Here is a 16,634-nt window from a genome sequence, read left to right as displayed (position 1 = left end):
TGCGCGTGCTTTCTTTGCAGCGCGACGCGCGCTGACCGGACAGCCCCGGCTCAGGGGATCAGCCGGTCCGCCCGGAGCCGGCCGAACAGGTCGAAGAACGCGTCGTCCGTGGGCTGGTAGGCCGTGAAGCCGAGGCGCCGGCTCTTGCTCATGTCGGTGACGACCTCGATCGGCCGGCCGAGATCGGCATCCGTGTGCCAGGGGGAGGCCAGCTTCTCGAGGTTCGGCTCGGCGAGCCCATGCCGCGCGGCGATCTCCGCCCAGGCCGGCCCGTCCTGCGCCATCCGGGGCTCGAGCGGCCGGTGCGTGCCGTCGAAGGGCACCGCCTCGATCCCGAACCAGTCGGCGATCCGGCCCCACATCCAGCTCCAGCGGAAGACGTCGCCGTTGACGACGTTGAAGGCTTCGTTCGCCGCCTTCGGCTCCGTGGAGGCCCAGAGCAGCTGGCGGGCGAGCAACCGCGCGTCGGTCATGTCGGTGAGCCCGTTCCACTGTACGGCCGAGCCCGGGAACACGAACGGCCGCCCCAGCTCCCGGCACAGGGTGGCGTAGCAGGCGAGCGTCGTGCCCATGTTCATGGCGTTGCCCACCGCCTTGCCGATGATCGTGTGCGGGCGGTGGACGCTCCAGGTGAAGCCGTCGCGCGCGGCGGCCGCGAAGACCGCGTCCTCCTGGGCGTAATAGAAGTTCTCGATATCGAGCCGGCCCTGGTCCTCGCGGAACGGCGTCTGCGGCAGGCGGCCTTTGCCGTAGGCCTCGAACGGGCCGAGATAGTGCTTCAGCCCCGTCACCAGGGCGACGTGGCGGACGCTGCCCTTCGGGCGCAGGGCCTCGAGCAGGTTCTCGATCATGGCCCGGTTGATGCGGATCATCTCCGCCTCGGTGGGACGCCGCTGCCAGGTCGCCAGGAACACGTGGGACGGGGCGATGTCGGCGAGCGCCCGCGCCAGGGAGGCCGGATCCTGCAGGTCGCCGGCCACCGGCGCGACGCCGTCCTGCCGCACCGGGTGACGGGCGAGGCCGGCAACCTGCCAGCCCTCCTGATGGAGCAGCGCCGCGGTGGCGCTGCCGACGATGCCGCTGGCGCCGACGATCAGGGCGGTGTTCGACATAGAAACCCTCATGCCCGGCTCAAATCCGGGTCCGGGGCAGATGGGCGTCGGCAGTGTCGCGACAACCCCACCGCGCGCCGGGGGCGCCTGTGCGGACCGCAAGGGTTGCGGGATCGCGTCACCCCTCTCCGTCACCGCGTGCGCAGCGACGCGACACAGGGCAGCGCGACATCCTTAAGCGTGGCGCGACCCTGGATTGCTTCGCTGCGCTCGCAGAGACCGAGAGGGCTCTCAGGCGGCCCGGTCGATCGCCGCGCCCAGGACGTCCACGATCTCGCCGATCTGGCCGCGCTCGATGATCAGCGGCGGCGACAGGGCGATGATGTCGCCGGTCACCCGGGTGAGCAGGCCGCGCTCGAAGCAGTCGACGAACACCTCGTAGGCGCGCTTGCCGGGCGCGTCCGGCCGCGGCGCCAGCTCGATGCCGGCGATCAGCCCGATGGTGCGGATGTCGATGACGTTCTTGCGCCCGCGCAGGTCGTGCATCGCCGCGGCCCAGTCGTCGGCGATGTCGGTGACGCGGGTCAGCAGCCCCTCGTCCCGGTAGATGTCCAGCGTGGCGATGCCGGCCGCGCAGGCGACCGGATGCCCGGAATAGGTGTAGCCGTGGAACAGCTCGATCCCGTCCGGGCCGTGCATCAGCCCGTCATGGACCGCCCGGCTCGCGAAGACCGCGCCCATCGGCACCGTGCCGTTGGTCAGGCCCTTGGCGCTGGTCACGAGGTCGGGGACGACGCCGAAGAAGTCGGTCGCGAACGGCGCGCCGAGGCGGCCAAATCCGGAAATGACCTCGTCGAAGATCAGCAGGATGCCGTGCTTCGTGCAGATTTCGCGCAGGCGCTCCAAGTAGCCCTTCGGCGGGATCAGCACGCCCGTGGAGCCCGCCACCGGCTCGACGATGCAGGCCGCGATGGTCTCGGCCCCGTGGAGGGCCACCAGCCGCTCCAGATCCTCGGCGAGTTCCGCCCCGTGCTCGGGCTGGCCCTTCACGAAGGCGTTGCGGGCCGGGTCGTGGGTGTGGCGCAGGTGGTCGGTGCCGTTGAGTTGCGGGAAGACCCGGCGGTTCGATACGATGCCGCCGACCGAGAGCCCGCCGAAGCCGACGCCGTGATAGCCGCGCTCGCGGCCGATCAGCCGGGTGCGGGTCCCCTGCCCGATCGCCCGCTGGTAGGCCAGCGCGATCTTGAGGGCCGTGTCGACCGATTCCGAGCCGGAATTGGTGAAGAACACCCGGTCGAGGCGCTTGTCGGGGCCGCCCGGGGCGATCTCGGCGAGGCGTTCGGCGAATTCGAACGCGATCGGGTGGCCCATCTGGAAGGTCGGGGCGAAGTCGAGGGTCGCGAGCTGGCGCTCCACGGCCGCCGCGATGCCCCGGCGCCCGTGGCCGGCATTGACGCACCAGAGGCCCGCGGTGCCGTCGAGGACCGAGCGGCCGTCATCGGCGGTGTAGTGCATGCCCTCGGCCGACACGAGCAGGCGTGGCGCCGCCTTGAACTGGCGGTTGGCCGTGAACGGCATCCAGAAGGCGTCCATCGCGGGCGTGTTGCGGAGCGGATGGTCGGTCATGGGGCGGTTCTCCGGGGCGGGCGGCGCGGATCGGGCGGCGGGACCAGGGGACACCTTCGCCGATCGGGCAACAAGTCCTTTTCTGGTCGCCGCCAACCCCTTGCAGGAATGGGGCCGCGGGTGGCACCGTTGCGGGATCCGCAACACCTGAAACGGGCCTGAGCCGGATGAGCATCGATGTCGGCGCGCGCCTGCGCTTCGTGCGCGCCCGCCACGGCCTGTCGCAGCGGACGCTCGCCAAGCGCGCCGGCGTGACCAACTCGGCGATCTCGCTGATCGAGGCGAACCGGGTGAACCCGTCGGTGGGCGCGCTCAAACGGATCCTCGACGGCGTGCCGATCGGCATGGCCGAGTTCTTCGCCCTGGAGCCGGAGCCGGAGCGCAAGGCGTTCTTCGCCGCCGAGGAGCTGACCGAGATCGGCCGCCGGGCCGCCAAGGGGGCGATCTCGTACCGCCAGGTCGGCGACAGCCTGTTCGGGCGCAAGCTCCAGATCCTCAAGGAGCGCTACGAGCCCGGGGCCGATACCGGCCGGGTGCCGCTCTCCCACGAGGGCGAGGAGGGTGGCATCGTGCTCTCCGGCCGCCTGGAGGTGACGGTGGACGCCGAGCGCCGGATCCTCGGCCCCGGCGACGCCTACAGCTTCGACAGCCGCCGCCCGCACCGGTTCCGCTGCGTCGGGCCCAACCCCTGCGAGGTGGTGAGCGCCTGCACGCCGCCGAGCTTCTGACGGCAGGCCGCCCGCGGTGCCGTCCGGGGCGATTGATCCGGATTCGCTCGAAAGCCCCGGATCTGCGTAACGCGGGATTCAGGCGGGAGGATTAGAACAGGGCCATGGATACCCTGGCCGCCACCGCCGTTCAGATGCTGGGCTCGTCCCAGAACCAGCAGATCGGCATCGCCGTCGCCAAGCAGCAGCTCGCGGCCGACAAGGCGGTCGCCGGGCTCGTCGCGGACAGCGCCCAGAGCGCGGCGAACGCCAGTCCCCCGGCGCCCCCCGGACAGGGACTGAGCGTCGACCTGCGGGTTTGACCGGGTCCCCCGCCTCGCCGGCAGCGCGAACGAATTCCGCGCGCGCAGACGGCACGGTCTTCGGCCGGCGTTGAACCCCTGCCCTAACCGAATCCGTAGAGCCGGCGCGGGTTGTCGGCGAAGACCATCCGGCGCCGATCCGCGTCCGGCACCCAGTCGGCCATCAGGTCGAGGAGCGTCGCGGTCCGGGGCGGCCCGTCCCAGGCGGCCACGTGCGGCCAGTCCGAGCCCCAGAGACAGCGCTCGGGGGCGGCGTCGTTGAGGGCGCGGGCGAACGGGATCGTGTCGGCGTAGGGCGGACCGGTCACGGAATCCCGGAAGGCGCCCGACAGCTTCACCCAGTTGCCGTCGGCGACGAGGCCGAGCAGCGCCCGGAAGCCCGGATGGTCCACGCCGGCCGAGGTCGGCATGTGGCCCATATGGTCGAAGACCAGCGGCACCGGCAGCCGCGACAGGCGGCCCGCGATGGGCGGCAGTTCACGGGCATCGAGCAGGAACTGGAGGTGCCAGCCCATCTCGCGGGCGAGCGCCCCGTAGGACTCGACCTGACCCAGCCCGACCCCGCCGCCGAACAGAACGTTGAGCCGCAGGCCGACCACCCCGGCCTCCTTGAGGGCGGCGAGTTCCCCGTCGGGCAGGCCGAGCGGGATCACCGCGATGCCGCGCAGACGCTCCCGGTTGGCCCGGAGCGTCTCCACCATCAGCCGGTTGTCGGTGCCGTGGACGCTGACCTGGACCAGCACGCCGTTGGCCATGCCGGTGGCGTCGAGCATCGCGAGATACCGGTCCGCCGGGGCGGCCGGGGGCGTGTAGCTGCGGTCGGCCACCAGCGGATAGGCCGGCGGCAGGCCGATCACGTGGGCGTGGGTGTCGACCGCGCCGGCGGGCACCCGGTAGCGGGTGGGCCCGCCCGGATGCAGATCCGGGGCGGGGCAGTCTCGGATCTCCGGCATGGTCAGGTATCCGCGTGCAGGACCCGGCCGCGGGTCTCGGGCAGCGCGAAGGCCGCCAGGAAGAAGATCCCGTAGGCGATGGCCGCGAAGATCGCGATGGCCGAGGCGAGGCCGGCGCGCTCGGCGAGGAAGCCGACCAGCGCCGGGAACAGGGCGCCGACGCCCCGGCCGAAATTGTAGCAGAAGCCCTGCCCCGAGCCGCGCAGGCGGGTCGGGTAGAGCTCGGTCAGGAAGGCGCCCATGCCGGAGAAGTAGCCGGAGGCGAAGAACCCGAGGGGGAAGCCCAGCACCCAGAGCACGCTGTTGGAGAGCGGGATCTGCGTGTAGGCGACGATCACCGCGATGGCGCCCAGCGAGAAGATCAGGAACAGCGGCCGCCGCCCGAGCCGGTCGGCGAGCCAGGCGCCGACCAGGTAGCCGGTGAACGAGCCGATGATCAGCGCCGCGAGGTAGCCGGTGGAGGACACCACCGACAGGCCGCGCTCGGTGGTGAGGAAGCGCGGAACCCAGGTGGTGATCGCGTAATAGCCGCCCTGGCAGCCCGCCGCCGCCAGCGAGGCGAGCAGGGTGGTCTTGAGGATCGGCCCGGAAAAAATCTCCCAGATCTTCGGCCGGTCGCCGGTGGCGATGGCCCGGGCGCGGGTCTCGGCGGCGACCTGCGGCTCCTGGACGTAGCGGCGCAGGTAGAAGATCAGCAGGGCCGGCAGGGCGCCCACCGCGAACATCCAGCGCCAGGCGATCTCGGGGGGCAGCAGCGAGAAGGTCACCGCCTGCGACAGGACCGCCAGCCCCCAGCCGATGGCCCAGCCGGACTGGACGGAGCCGACCGCCCGGCCGCGATACTCGGCCCGGATGGTCTCGCCGATCAGCACGGCGCCGGCCGCCCACTCGCCGCCGAAGCCGAGGCCCAGGATCGCCCGGGCCACGAGGAGCTGCTCGAAATTCTGCACGAAGGCGCAGAGCAGGGAGAAGAAGGAGAACCACAGGATGGTGATCTGCAGGGTCAGAACTCGGCCGATCCGGTCGGCGATGAAGCCCGCGAGCCAGCCGCCCAGCGCCGAGGCCAGCAGCGTCACCGTGGCGGCGAGACCGGCCGTGCCGGCATCCACGTGCCAGAGGGCCATGATCGTCCCGATCACCAGCGGGTAGATCATGAAGTCCATGCCGTCGAGGCACCAGCCGGCCGCGCAGGCCCAGAAGGTGTGCCGCTCCGGCGGGGTCATCGAACGATAGAAGGCGGTGAGGCTGGCGTCGCGGATCTCGACCACCTCCACGGCCGCGCGCCCCTGCCCGGTTGCTGAACTCATCACCGTCTCCCGCCGCCGGATACCAGTATCGGCGTCCCAGGCTGAGCTGTCCAACGATGCGGCGGGCCACGCAAGGAAAAGGCCGCCCGGAGGCGGCCTGTCCCATTCTTTTCGTTGTCGATGACGCTCAGTAGCAGCGTTCGACCAGGACCCGGCGGTAGCCGTAGGGGGTCCAGCGCACCCGCGGGACGGTGTAGCAGCCGCCGCCGTAGCCGTAATCGTAGGCGGCCGGCGCGTAGTAGCCGCCGTAGCCGTAGCCCGGATAGCCGTAGCCATAGCCGCCGTAGAGGCTGCCGGCCGCGAGGCCGAGCCCGACGCCGAGACCCAGGCCGCCGAGGCCGTAGCCGTAGCCGCCGCGATAGCCGTAGCCGCCCCGCCAGCCGTATCCCCGACCGTAGAAGCCGCGGCCGTAGCCGAAGCCGCCCGGACGGAAGCCGGCGCCGCGGAAGCCGCCGCCGAAGCCGCCGTTGCGGAATCCCCCGAACCCGCCGCCACGGAAGCCGCCGCCACGGAAGCCGCCGCCGCCGAAGCCGCCGCCGTGGAACCCGCCTCCGAAGCCGCCGCCATGGAAGCCGCCGCCGCCGAAGCCGCGCGCGTCCGCGCTGGCCGGCGCCAGAACCAGTGCACCCGCCGCCAGCAGGGCCGATCCGAGCACTGCACCCTTCATCACGTCATCTCCGTGGAAAAAATGCCCTCTGCGGCTAAGAACGTGCGAATCGGCAAAACGGTCCAGCCCCGCCCCGCGGCGCGGAGCCGCGAGATCCACGCGAGATCCCCTGACGCGTCCCGGTCGGGCCGAGACACGAAAATCGCCGCTTTCCAGAGCGAGACGCGCGCCGATCTAGCTTCGCCGTCCCCGACTCGCCGTCCCCGAGCTGCATGGAACGAATGATGATGTTGCGACCGGCTCACGCCCTGTTGATCGCGCTGCTCGCCTTGGCGGCCCCGGCCCGGGCGGCGACCCCGGCGGCGGCGGAACCGTGCCGGCCGGTGGAGGCGCAGGGCGAGACCTTCACGGTCTGCACCATCGACCTGCGGCGGCAGCGGCTGCGGCTGTTCTGGCTCTCGGACGACGGAAAGCCCTACGGCGCCCTCGGCACCCTCGCCGAGAAGCAGGGCGGCCGTCTCGCCTTCGCGATGAATGCCGGCATGTACGACAAGGACCAGGCGCCGGTGGGCCTCTACATCGAGGACGGCCACGAGCTGAAGCGCGCCTCCACGGCGGACGGGCCGGGCAATTTCCACCTCAAGCCCAACGGGATCTTCTGGGTGAAGGGCGAGCGCGCCGGAGTGGCCGACACCGCCCGCTATCTCCGCGCGAAGATGCGCCCGGATTTCGCCACGCAGTCCGGACCGATGCTGGTGATCGACGGCCAGATCCACCCGAAGATCGCCGCCGACGGGCCGAGCCAGAAGATCCGCAACGGCGTCGGCGTGCCCGGCGACGGGCACGTCGCGATCTTCGCCATCTCCGAGCGCCCGGTGACCTTCGGGGCCTTCGCGCGGCTGTTCCGGGACGATCTCGGCTGCCGCAATGCCCTGTTCCTCGACGGATCGGTCTCGAGCCTCTACGCGCCGAATCTCGGCCGCGCCGACATCAGCCGGCCTCTGGGGCCGCTCGTCGGGGCGTTGCCGCGCTGAGGGTGGCCTCAGCGCTGCCCGAAGGCCGTGTCCTTGAACAGGTCCTTGAACTCCCGCGGCTGCGAGCGCCAGTACTGCTTGGGCGCCCGCACGCGGGCTCCGAGTTCGGCGGCCGCGTGCCAGGGCCAGCGCGGATCGTACAGCATGGCGCGGGCCAGCGAGATCGCGTCCGCCCTGTCCTCCTGCAGGATCGTCTCCGCCTGCCGGGCTTCCGTGATCAGCCCCACCGCGATGGTGGTGAGCCCGGTCTCGGCCTTGATCCGCTCGGCATAGGGCACTTGGTAGCCCGGCCCGAGCTTGATCGCCTGTTTCGGCGAGACGCCGCCCGTCGAGACATGGAGCGCCGGCGAGCCCGCGCGCTTCAGCGCCTGGGCCAGCGCCACGGTCTCGTCGAGGTCCCAGCCGTCCTCGACCCAGTCGGTAGCCGAGACGCGCAGCCAGACCGGGCTGCCCGCCGGGACGACGTCGCGCACCGCGTCGTAGACCTCGAGGGGAAAGCGCATGCGGTTCTCGAGGCTGCCGCCGTAGGCGTCCGTCCGCTTATTGGCGATCGGCGACAGGAACTGGTGCAGCAGGTAGCCGTGGGCGCCGTGCAACTCCACGGCCTCGATGCCGAGCCGGACGGCCCGCTTGGCGGTCGCAACGAACTCGTCGCGGACGCGCTTCAGGTCGGCGACGTCGAGGGCGTGGGGTGGGACCTCGTCCTCCCCGTGCGCCACCGCCGAGGGCGCCTCGGTGCGCCAGCCGTAGGGATGCTCCGGCGGGATCTGCTGGCCGCCGGCCCAGGGCGCCGCGCTCGATGCCTTGCGGCCGGCATGGGCGATCTGGATGCAGATCGGGATCGGCGCGTATTCGCGCACCGCGTCGAGCACGCGGCCGAGCGCCCGCTCGCAGCCGTCGTTGTACAGGCCGAGGTCCCAGGCGGTGATCCGGGCTTCCGGCGAGACCGCGGTCGCCTCCAGGGTGAGCAGGCCCGCCCCCGACATGGCGAGCTGTCCCAGATGCATCATGTGCCAGTCGGTGGCTTCGCCGTCCCGGGCCGAATACTGGCACATCGGGGCGATCAGGATGCGGTTCTCGAGCGTGAGCGCGTCGAGAACCAGCGGTTCGAACAGGCGTGCAGTCATGGGTGGCTCCGGATGCGTCCGGTCAATCTGGCGCAGGACGGCCGCGCCGGCCAGCGCGCTGCGGCAGGTCAGCCCTGCGGCTGGGGGTTCGGGAACTCGCCGATGTGGCTGACCGTTTCTGACGCTGTCGCCACGACGCGAACCGCCTGAGGGGGCGAGATCGCCCGAGGTCCTGAATGATGATCACGAAACTTGCCGCCTCGCTCCTTCTGGCCGCCGGCTGCGCCGCCCTCGCGGCGCCGTCATATGCCCAGCCGGCCGCCTTCGGCGGACCCAAGATGCTCGTTCACGGCAATTATTGCGGTCCGGGCAACAACGCCCCGCTGCCGCCGATCGATGCCCTCGACGCCGCCTGCGCCCGCCACGATGCCTGCACGCCGAATGGCGGGCTGCCCTCGCAGGCCTGCAATCTCCGTCTGCAGCGGGAGGCCACGTTGATCTCCCGCGATCCGCGCCAGCCCCAGGACGTCCGCTCGATGGCCGGCCTCGTCGCGGCCAGCGCGACCCTGATCCCGACCGACCCGAACGCGCGGAGCGTGCCGGCGTCGGTTTCGACGAATGCGACGCAGGACGCCTACGCGCCGGCGCTGGACCGATCGGCCCCCGCCGGCCTGGAGGATGACGCCGACGATTCGGACGCCGATTGACACCCTCCTGAGCGCCCGACGGTAACGGCGCGGCGGACCGGCCGCGCCGTCACTCGCCACGGTCAGTCACGGTCCGCGGACGCTCCTTCCTGCGCCAGGAAGAACCGGACCATCTCGCCGCTGGCATCGGGCCCGCGCGGATCAGTGTAGGATCCGTCGGGACTTCCGCCCGACCAGGCGTGCCCGGCCCCGTGCAGAACCCACTGCTCCAGCACCGGCCGGCCGGTCGCGTCGCTGCGGACCGTCCGGGTATAGGCCATGCCCCCGGGGCTCGTGCCCCGGCTGACCGTCTCGTCCAGGCCCGGGGCCGGCACGGCCTGCGCCGCGACCCGATCGCCATTGACGGGATGCACGGTTCGGTCGCCGTCGCCGTGGAACACGATGGTCGGGACCGCCTGCCGATTCGGCCCCGGTGCCGACCCTTGCCCCTGCATGGCCGCGAAGGCGGTGGGCATGTCCCGGGCCGCCCCGCAGGCCAGCCCGGAATGGATGCCCACGGCCGCGAACAGGTCCGGATAGGTCGCCGCCAGGATCGCCGCCGCGGCGCCGCCGGCCGAGAGCCCGGCCGCGTAGACCCGGCCGGGATCGGCCGAGAACTCCGCCACGACCGACCGGGCGATGCCGGCGATCAGCGCCGGCTCGCCGCCCTCGCGGACTTGGTCGCCCGCCGCGTACCAGTTCCAGCAGCGCTGCAGGTTGGCCGACGGGGGCTGTTCCGGATAGGCGACCAGGAACGTCTGCTCCTCGGCCAGGGCGTTCATCCGCGTGCCGGCCGCGAAATCGTCGGGGTTCTGGGTGCAGCCGTGCAGCATCACGATGACGGGCAGGGCCTGACCCCGGTAGCCGCTCGGGACGTAGACCTTGTAGCCCCGGCTGCCGGCGGCCTCCGTGAAAACGCGATCCTCGAACCGCGCGCCGGGCGGGACTTCGGCGGCAGGGCGGCGGGCTGACGGGCCGGCATTCGGCAGCCGCTCGCGCAGGGCGCGCAACATCGCCGACAGGTCCGGGGCCGTCCCTGGTCGCGAACCGCCGCCTTGATCCGGCGCCGTCCAGGCACCGCCGGCCGCCGTCGGCGCCTCCATGTCGAGGGTCTGCTCGGCATGACCGGCGGTGCCGGGCCGGTCTGCCATGCCGCGTCGTGCCTCGGTCCATTGCGCGACGGCGGCCTCCTGGCCGCGGCGGAACCGCGCCATCGCGTCCTGCATCCGGGCGGTCCGGTCCGCTGCCCCGGTTCTTCGCCCGGTTCCTGGCCCCGTTCCCCTGCCCTTCGCCGTCGCGGATCCGAAGGCGTGCGGGTCGAATTGCGACATTCCGAACGCCGAGAGGTCGAGCTTCGACGGGTCAATCTTGGGGAAACGGAACATGGGGAGGATCCTCATACGGCGTGGTTCGGGTGGAGATTCCGCGCGACCGGGGCGCGGACGGTCAGGTGGTCCGGTCGGCCAGTGCCGCCTTGACGGCGGCGCTGGCCTGGAAGGCACCCAGGACCTCCACGGACGCGATCGCGGCCCGCGCCAGTTCGGGGGTGACGTCGGCGGCGATCGTGGCGAGGCCCAGGACCTGGATGTGCAGGGGCGAGCCGGCATCCCGAGCCGCTTCCAGGTCCGCGCGGGAGAAGTGCGAGAGCCCCAGCCGGAGCTGGCGCCGCGCCACCGATTGCCGGACCGCCTCCTCCTGCCGGTCCAGCTGATTGCGCACGGCCGTGCGGATGAAGTCGGCCCGGTTGGCGTAGAAGCCGTCGCGGACCATCAGGTCGACGCGCCCGAGATCGACGAAGCCGAGATTGACCGTGATCTTCTCGCTGTCCGGCACCTTCGGACGGAGGTCGCGCGCGGTGTCGGTCATCGTCGAAACGTCTCCAGGCCATCCCGTTGGATGGTCTGGAGATGGTTATGGGCATCCGAAGCGCAATGGGCGTTGGCGTATTGAGACCGGCGGCAGCGCCGCGCACGCCGGTCATGCGGCCCGGGAACCTGCCCGGCAGCCCGCGCGCGCTCTCACCGGGGAGTGGTGGCGTCCCAGAGCGTGCCAGGGTCGCAGATTCCGTGCGGGATGGCGCAGACTCGAGCGGTGCGGTGCCATCTGCCCCGCCCCCACCCGTCGCCTTTCCCCTGAGCGTGGGGGAGGCCGCACTTGCGTTCCCGGGGCAGTGGCGCCGGGCGGAAATCTGCGGATCACGCAGGCGCGCTGAGCGCGGCGGCCGCAGAGGGGCGACGGCGGGTCAGGGCGGCCGCATCCTGCATCGCGCCCCTCACCGCCGCTCCGGCTCTACCCGCAGGATGCGGTTGGGCCGCGCCGTGACCCGGCGCCGCGCGGGGAGAGCCGCCTGGACTCGGCGCCTGTCCCGATCGCGGGACCGTCCGGCGCCTCAATCGGCGCCGATTCCCCGTCCCTTCAGGCTCTCGTCGATCTCGTCGAGGGCCGCGGCGTCGTCGATCGTCGCCGGCATCGTCCAGGGCTCGTGGTCGGCGATGCGCTTCATGGTGGCCCGCAGGATCTTGCCCGAGCGGGTCTTGGGCAGCCGCGGCACGGTGAGGGCCAGCTTGAACGCCGCCACGGGGCCGATCTCGTCGCGCACCTTGGCCACGAGTTCCCGCTCGATCGTCTCGGTCGGCCGGTCGACGCCGGCCTTGAGCACCACGAAGCCACAGGGGACTTCGCCCTTCAGGGCGTCCCGGATGCCGATGACCGCGCACTCGGCCACGTCCGGATGGCCCGCCAGCACCGCCTCCATGCCGCCGGTGGACAGGCGGTGCCCGGCGACGTTGATGATGTCGTCGGTGCGTCCCAGCACCGTGATGTAGCCGTCCGCGTCGATCACCCCGGCATCCGAGGTGTCGTAGTAGCCAGGGAACGTGGAAAGGTAGCTCGACCGCATGCGCGCGTCCGAGCCCCAGAGCGTCGGCAGGCAGCCGGGGGGCAGGGGCAGGCGGATCGCGATGGTGCCCATGGTCCCGGCCGGGACCGGTTTGCCGCCCTCGTCCAGCACCTCGACCCGGTAGCCCGGCATCGGCACGCAGGTGCTACCGTGCTTCACCGGCAGAAGGCCGAGACCCATCGGGTTGCCGGCGATCGGCCAGCCGGTCTCGGTCTGCCACCAATGGTCGATCACCGGCCGGTTCAGCACCCGCTCGGCCCAGGCGACCGAATCGGGATCGGCGCGCTCGCCCGCGAGGAACAGGCTGCGGAAGGCGGAGAGGTCGTAATCGGCGATCCGGGCGCCGGCGGAATCCTCCTTCTTGATGGCCCGCAGCGCCGTCGGCGCGGTGAACAGGCACACGACCCCGTACTCGGCGACGACCCGCCAGAATGCGCCGGCATCCGGCGTGCCCACCGGCTTGCCCTCGTACAGGACCGTGGTGCAGCCGTGCAGGAGCGGCGCGTAGACGATGTAGGAGTGCCCGACGACCCAGCCGATGTCGGAGGCGCAGAAATAGGTCTCGCCGGGCTGGACGCCGTAGAGGTTCGGCATCGACCACGCGAGGGCGACGAGGTAGCCGCCGGTATCGCGGACCACGCCCTTGGGCTTCCCGGTCGTCCCGGAGGTGTAGAGGATGTAGAGCGGGTCGGTGGCGGCGACCGGCACGCAGGCCGCCCGCTGCCCCGCCGCACGGGCGGCCGCCACGGTCTCGGCCCAGTCGCGGTCCCGCTCCGGCATGAGCGTCGCGGCGGCCTGCGGGCGCTGCAGGATCAGGCAGGCTTCCGGCTTGTGGCGCGAGGCCGCGATCGCCGCGTCGAGGAGCGGCTTGTAGGCGACCACGCGGTTCGGCTCGATCCCGCAGGAGGCGGCGAGCACCACCTTCGGCGCCGCGTCCTCGATCCGCACCGCCAGCTCGTTGGCCGCGAAGCCGCCGAACACGACCGAATGCACCGCGCCGAGCCGTGCGCAGGCCAGCATGCCGAACAGGGCCTCGGGCACCATCGGCATGTAGAGGATCACCCGGTCGCCCTTGCCGACGCCGAGGCCGGCGAGGACGGCGGCCAGTACCGCCACCTCGTCGCGCAACGCGCGGTAGGTGATGCTGCGCTTGGTCCCGGTGACGGGCGAATCGTAGCGGATCGCCACCTGATCCGCCCGCGCTCCGTCGGCGTGACGGTCCACGGCATTGTGGCAGGCGTTCAGGGTGCCGTCCGGAAACCAGCGGCCGTAGGGGCCGGAATCCGGCGCGAAGGCCCGCTGCGGGACATGCGCCCAGTCGAGCGCTTGCGCAGCGCCGAGCCAGAAGGTCTCCGGGGCGCGGCGGGCCGAATCGTAGATGTCCGGGTAGCGGCCCGGCAGGCTGGCTCTCGTCATCAGTTCGGCGTTTCCTCGCGGGCCGCTCTCCGGCGGCGGGGCCCAGAGTAGCGCATTCTTCCGCGGGTGTGAGGCCGGTTGTGGGTCGCCGGAACCCCCGCGCGCCTTCGCTCGCGCGATCGGGGTGCTCCGTGACGCGTTCGCCGGATGCATCCCGGATCGGCGGCTTCGAAGCCGGGCGCCTCGGCGTGGCCGGCGGGAAACGCATCTGCCGGGAGGTCGCGGGTCGTCTGTTTCGATCCCCGGGCGTGCGGGCGCGGCAGGCGCCCCGTCGCCAAGGCTCCGGGGTCACATCCGCGAGAGCACGACGCCCGCCCGGATCGGCGATCCCGAGGCGGCCGTTTCTCCAAACGAGCGGTCGCAGAACGCAAAACCGCCACACCGGTCTCCCGATGCGGCGGCAGCTGTCGTGCCGTTTCTGCTATGCGTGCGGACGGATCAGGGGCTCAGTGCAGCGTATTGCCGTTCGCCTGCAGCCTGTTGATCTCGTCCTTGAGAAGGAGTTTCCGTCGCTTCATCTCGGCGATGTGAAGGTCGTTCGCCGAAGGCCTGTGGATCGCTTCCTGAATCTCACGCTCGAGGGCTTCGTGCTTCCGGGCGAGTTGGTTCAGATGCGTCTGCAGCGACATGAGCCGAATCTCCTGTCATCGTTTCGACACATCGAGATTGGCACAAGATGCCGGACCTGTCGAAGCGTTTTCTGCTGCTAAGTCTGATGATTGCTTACCGCGCCGTCTTGTCCGGCGCCGGAGCGTGACGCATGCTCTCGGGCCATGAACGGTCTTCGGGTCCTCAGGTGACGATGGCGGACGAGGCGGGTGAGAGTGCGCAGTCGGACCTCCTGGGCGAACTGGCGCGGCTGCGCGAGGAGCACCGGGATCTCGACGGTGCCATCGAGGCGCTGGAGCGCAGCGTGGCTGGCGACCAGCTCCAGATCCAGCGTCTGAAGAAGCGCAAGCTCACCCTGCGTGACCGCATCTTCCACATCGAGGACGCGCTCACGCCGGACATCATCGCCTGATGTCGGTGGACGTCTTCGGGTCGCGCCTTGCCGCGGGCCCGCACCGCCTGTAAGCGCCCTCTTTTTCCGGGATCAACGATGGCGTCGCCTCCGGTCGCGATCATCATGGGCAGCCAGTCCGACTGGGCGACCATGCGGCATGCCGCCGAGACGCTCGATGCCCTCGGCGTACCCTACGACGCGCGCATCGTGTCGGCCCACCGCACGCCGGACCGGCTTGTGGCCTTCGCCAAAGGCGCGGTCGCGGCCGGCCTCAAGGTCGTGATCGCGGGGGCGGGCGGCGCCGCGCACCTGCCCGGCATGGCGGCCGCGATGACCCGCCTGCCGGTCTTCGGCGTCCCGGTGGAATCCAAGGCCCTGTCTGGCCAGGACAGCCTCCTCTCGATCGTCCAGATGCCGGCGGGCATCCCGGTGGGGACCCTGGCGATCGGCCGGGCCGGGGCCATCAACGCGGCCCTGCTCGCCGCCGCCGTCCTGGCGCTCTCCGATCCGGATCTGGCGGAGCGCCTGGAGGCGTGGCGCGCGGCCCAGACCGCCTCGGTGGCCGAACGGCCGGTGACGGAAGAGAACGCGTGACGGACAAGATCCTCGGCCCCGGCTCCACCCTCGGCATCGTCGGTGGAGGCCAACTCGGGCGCATGATCGCGCTGGCGGCGGCCGATTACGGCCTCAAGGCGCACGTCTACGCCCCCGACGCGGACAGCCCCGCCTTCGACGTGGCCGCCCGGACCACCTGCGCGGCCTACGACGATGCCGAGGCGCTGGCCGCCTTCGCGCGCAGCGTCGATGTCGTGACCTACGAGTTCGAGAATATCCCGCACGCCACGGCCGACATCCTGGCCCGGCACGCCGCCCTGCACCCGAACGCGCGGGCGCTCTCGACCACGCAGGACCGCCTCTCCGAGAAGGAATTCATCAACGGGCTGGGCATCCCGACGGCGCCGTTCCGGGCGGTGGACACGCCCGACGATCTCGACCGGGCGATCGAGGTGATCGGCCTGCCGGCGGTGCTCAAGACCCGCCGCTTCGGCTACGACGGCAAGGGGCAGCGCATGCTCCGCGAGCGGGCCGAGGGCGACCGCAACGCCCTGTTCGCCGAGTTCGGCGGCGCGCCGCTGATCCTGGAGGGCTTCGTGCCGTTCGAGCGCGAGGTCTCCGTGGTGGGCGCCCGCGGGCGCGACGGCAGCTTCGCGGCCTACGACCTGTGCGAGAACGAGCACCGCGATCACATCCTCGCTCTGACGCGGGTGCCGGCCCCGGGCGTGGCCCCGGAGACGGGACGCATCGCCCTCGAGATCGCCCGTCGGATCGCCGACGCCCTCGACTATGTCGGCGTCCTCGCCGTCGAGATGTTCCTCGTCCGCGAGGACGGGGCGGAGCGGCTCGTGGTCAACGAGATCGCGCCCCGGGTCCACAATTCCGGTCACTGGACCAGCGAGGGGGCGCTGACCTCGCAATTCGCCCAGCACGTGCGGGCCATCTGCGGCTGGCCGCTGGGCGATCCGGGCCGGGTCGGCGGCCTGCCGGTGGAGATGCGCAACCTGATCGGTGCCCAGGCCGACGACTGGCACGCCCTGCTGGCCGAGCCCGGCGCCCATCTGCACCTCTACGGCAAGGGCGAGGCGCGTCCCGGCCGGAAGATGGGTCACGTGACCCGCCTCGGGCCCGTCCCGGCCGGTTCCTGAGGCTTCGAAGGCACACCTGCATCGTCGCATGGCGGTCGGAAGCCCGCCTGCGGCGTCCCGGAACCGTCGAGCCATACCTTCGCCACATCCCACCGCTTCCACCACAGCGTGGTCGGTTCCGAATGCTGTCGATCGATTCCGCCTGCACCGCCTTCGTCCCCGGGACGGGCGGGGGCCGGATCACGACGCGGCGCTTCTTAAGCCGGCCTTCACCGTGATGCGCGACGGTGCCCCGGATTCGGGCGTGCCCG

General features: G+C 71.6%; 17 protein-coding genes. 7 read left to right on the top strand and 10 right to left on the bottom strand.

Annotation, left to right across the window (positions count from 1 at the left end):
• Window positions 1-50: 50 nt before the first annotated feature.
• Window positions 51-1,112: an SDR family oxidoreductase gene (locus MCBMB27_RS03010; RefSeq protein ID WP_043383463.1), complete on the bottom strand. Its 1,062-nt coding sequence runs from the start codon at window positions 1,110-1,112 to the stop codon at window positions 51-53.
• A gap of 231 nt (window positions 1,113-1,343) precedes the next feature.
• On the bottom strand, window positions 1,344-2,678 hold the full coding sequence (aptA, locus tag MCBMB27_RS03005; protein ID WP_043347931.1) for an omega-aminotransferase AptA: 1,335 nt from the start codon (window positions 2,676-2,678) through the stop codon (window positions 1,344-1,346).
• A gap of 167 nt (window positions 2,679-2,845) precedes the next feature.
• Between aptA and MCBMB27_RS03000 the strand changes: the two genes are divergently transcribed.
• Both MCBMB27_RS03000 and MCBMB27_RS02995 read left to right on the top strand, forming a co-directional pair.
• Window positions 2,846-3,406 (top strand): cupin domain-containing protein, encoded by a 561-nt coding sequence (locus tag MCBMB27_RS03000; RefSeq protein WP_012318079.1) that lies wholly within the window; start codon window positions 2,846-2,848, stop codon window positions 3,404-3,406.
• A 104-nt stretch (window positions 3,407-3,510) separates the two neighbouring features.
• Complete coding sequence (locus MCBMB27_RS02995; RefSeq protein ID WP_075379816.1) at window positions 3,511-3,708, top strand: hypothetical protein; 198 nt, start codon at window positions 3,511-3,513, stop codon at window positions 3,706-3,708.
• An 83-nt stretch (window positions 3,709-3,791) separates the two neighbouring features.
• Here the strand turns inward: MCBMB27_RS02995 and MCBMB27_RS02990 are convergent, their stop codons facing one another.
• The 3 genes from MCBMB27_RS02990 to MCBMB27_RS02980 all read right to left on the bottom strand — a co-directional run bounded on the left by MCBMB27_RS02990 (window position 3,792) and on the right by MCBMB27_RS02980 (window position 6,635).
• On the bottom strand, window positions 3,792-4,661 hold the full coding sequence (locus MCBMB27_RS02990) for an amidohydrolase family protein (RefSeq protein ID WP_053609171.1): 870 nt from the start codon (window positions 4,659-4,661) through the stop codon (window positions 3,792-3,794).
• A 2-nt stretch (window positions 4,662-4,663) separates the two neighbouring features.
• Entirely contained in the window at window positions 4,664-5,968 is a 1,305-nt protein-coding gene (locus MCBMB27_RS02985) for an MFS transporter (protein ID WP_043383458.1), read from the bottom strand.
• 127 nt (window positions 5,969-6,095) lie between these two features.
• Window positions 6,096-6,635, bottom strand: coding sequence for a hypothetical protein (locus MCBMB27_RS02980; RefSeq protein ID WP_075379815.1), 540 nt, complete (start codon window positions 6,633-6,635; stop codon window positions 6,096-6,098).
• Between the two features lie 221 nt (window positions 6,636-6,856).
• Here MCBMB27_RS02980 and MCBMB27_RS02975 point away from each other — a divergent pair, with 221 nt between their 5' ends.
• Window positions 6,857-7,609 (top strand): phosphodiester glycosidase family protein, encoded by a 753-nt coding sequence (locus MCBMB27_RS02975; RefSeq protein WP_374701300.1) that lies wholly within the window; start codon window positions 6,857-6,859, stop codon window positions 7,607-7,609.
• Window positions 7,610-7,617: 8 nt separating this feature from the next.
• Here the strand turns inward: MCBMB27_RS02975 and MCBMB27_RS02970 are convergent, their stop codons facing one another.
• Window positions 7,618-8,736: an NADH:flavin oxidoreductase/NADH oxidase gene (locus MCBMB27_RS02970; protein ID WP_075379814.1), complete on the bottom strand. Its 1,119-nt coding sequence runs from the start codon at window positions 8,734-8,736 to the stop codon at window positions 7,618-7,620.
• Between the two features lie 176 nt (window positions 8,737-8,912).
• Here MCBMB27_RS02970 and MCBMB27_RS02965 point away from each other — a divergent pair, with 176 nt between their 5' ends.
• On the top strand, window positions 8,913-9,383 hold the full coding sequence (locus tag MCBMB27_RS02965) for a hypothetical protein (RefSeq protein ID WP_051044695.1): 471 nt from the start codon (window positions 8,913-8,915) through the stop codon (window positions 9,381-9,383).
• Between the two features lie 62 nt (window positions 9,384-9,445).
• Here MCBMB27_RS02965 and MCBMB27_RS02960 read toward each other — a convergent pair whose 3' ends face one another.
• From MCBMB27_RS02960 to MCBMB27_RS02945, 4 genes are all read right to left on the bottom strand, one after another.
• Window positions 9,446-10,588 (bottom strand): extracellular catalytic domain type 1 short-chain-length polyhydroxyalkanoate depolymerase, encoded by a 1,143-nt coding sequence (locus MCBMB27_RS02960; protein WP_418287732.1) that lies wholly within the window; start codon window positions 10,586-10,588, stop codon window positions 9,446-9,448.
• Between the two features lie 220 nt (window positions 10,589-10,808).
• Window positions 10,809-11,228: a CopG family transcriptional regulator gene (locus MCBMB27_RS02955; RefSeq protein WP_075379812.1), complete on the bottom strand. Its 420-nt coding sequence runs from the start codon at window positions 11,226-11,228 to the stop codon at window positions 10,809-10,811.
• A 523-nt stretch (window positions 11,229-11,751) separates the two neighbouring features.
• On the bottom strand, window positions 11,752-13,677 hold the full coding sequence (locus tag MCBMB27_RS02950; protein ID WP_091955412.1) for a propionyl-CoA synthetase: 1,926 nt from the start codon (window positions 13,675-13,677) through the stop codon (window positions 11,752-11,754).
• Window positions 13,678-14,123: 446 nt separating this feature from the next.
• Complete coding sequence (locus MCBMB27_RS02945) at window positions 14,124-14,306, bottom strand: YdcH family protein (protein ID WP_043347966.1); 183 nt, start codon at window positions 14,304-14,306, stop codon at window positions 14,124-14,126.
• A gap of 131 nt (window positions 14,307-14,437) precedes the next feature.
• Between MCBMB27_RS02945 and MCBMB27_RS02940 the strand changes: the two genes are divergently transcribed.
• The 3 genes from MCBMB27_RS02940 (at window position 14,438) to MCBMB27_RS02930 (ending at window position 16,383) form a co-directional block, all read left to right on the top strand.
• A complete protein-coding gene (locus MCBMB27_RS02940) occupies window positions 14,438-14,698 on the top strand; it encodes a YdcH family protein (RefSeq protein WP_078947082.1) in 261 nt (86 codons plus the stop codon).
• A gap of 78 nt (window positions 14,699-14,776) precedes the next feature.
• The gene (gene purE / locus MCBMB27_RS02935) at window positions 14,777-15,274 is read left to right on the top strand and encodes a 5-(carboxyamino)imidazole ribonucleotide mutase (RefSeq protein WP_043756154.1); all 498 of its coding nucleotides are present in this window, start codon (window positions 14,777-14,779) and stop codon (window positions 15,272-15,274) included.
• Complete coding sequence (locus MCBMB27_RS02930; RefSeq protein ID WP_075379811.1) at window positions 15,271-16,383, top strand: 5-(carboxyamino)imidazole ribonucleotide synthase; 1,113 nt, start codon at window positions 15,271-15,273, stop codon at window positions 16,381-16,383. Before purE ends, MCBMB27_RS02930 begins: the two co-directional genes overlap by 4 nt.
• Window positions 16,384-16,634 lie beyond the last annotated feature (251 nt).

Source organism: Methylobacterium phyllosphaerae (assembly GCF_001936175.1).
Lineage (GTDB): Bacteria > Pseudomonadota > Alphaproteobacteria > Rhizobiales > Beijerinckiaceae > Methylobacterium > Methylobacterium fujisawaense.
This window is presented reverse-complemented; position numbering and strand designations above follow the sequence as displayed.